Origin of the sequence: Nocardiopsis sp. MG754419, assembly GCF_018207095.1 — a bacterium.
In the GTDB taxonomy this organism is placed as follows: Bacteria; Actinomycetota; Actinomycetes; order Streptosporangiales; family Streptosporangiaceae; genus Nocardiopsis.
In genome coordinates this window covers 14,972-15,894 of the sequence record NZ_QOCZ01000134.1, presented here as the reverse complement: position 1 = coordinate 15,894, position 923 = coordinate 14,972, and the positions used below count along the sequence as shown (strand labels likewise).

General features: G+C 69.0%; 1 protein-coding gene. It reads left to right on the top strand.

Annotated elements, in window-relative coordinates; all coding sequences use genetic code 11:
- Nucleotides 1-846: carbohydrate ABC transporter permease (locus DSY14_RS21640; protein WP_249188245.1), on the top strand; the 846-nt coding region annotated here is incomplete at its 5' end.
- Nucleotides 847-923 lie beyond the last annotated feature (77 nt).

Sequence of the window (923 nt, the reverse complement as noted above, 5' to 3'; positions counted from 1 at the left end):
GTTTCCGCCCCCGCCCGCGCGCCCCGCCGCACGGCGGCCGGTGTGGGAGGTACCGTCCTCACCGCGCTCACCTGGTTCATCGGCCTGGTGTTCGTCGCCCCGGTGCTGTGGCTGGTGCTGACCGCCTTCAAGGAGGAGAACCAGGCGGCGACCGACCCGCCCACGCTCTTCTTCCAGCCCACCCTGGACCGGTTCACCGCCGTCCTCGGGGCGGACTTCCTGCCCTATCTGGGCAACTCGGCGATCGCCACCCTGGCGTCGACGCTCCTGGTGCTGTTGCTGGGGCTTCCCGCGGCCTACGCACTGTCGGTCGCCCCGGTCAAGCGCACCCAGGACGTGCTGTTCTTCTTCATCTCGACCAAGATGCTGCCGGTCGTGGCGGTCGTGGTGCCGATCTACGTCGCCGCCGCGCACCTGTCGATGCTGGACAACGTGTGGACCCTGGTCGTCCTGTACACGGCGATGAACCTGCCCATCGCGGTGTGGATGCTGAGGTCGTTCTTCCTGGAGGTGCCCACGGCGATCGTGGAGGCCGCCAGGATGGAGGGCGCGGGTCTGCCCCGGATCCTGTGGTCGGTGATGATGCCGATCATGGCCCCGGGGATCGCGGCGACCGCCCTGATCTGCATGATCTTCGCCTGGAACGAGTTCTTCTTCGCGGTGAACCTCACGGCGGCCCAGGCCGCCACCGTGCCGGTGTTCCTCACCGGCTTCATCACCAGTGAGGGCCTGTTCGTGGCGCAGCTGTCGGCCGCGGTCGTCATGGCGTCGCTGCCCATCGTGGTGATCGGTTGGACGGCCCAGCGTCAGCTGGTGCGCGGTCTGTCGATGGGTGCCGTGAAGTAGACGGTGCTCCGCCGACGCGTCCCGCCCACCGGACGCGTGGACGCGTGGATGAGGAGCGGCGGTGGCCGTCACCCCGG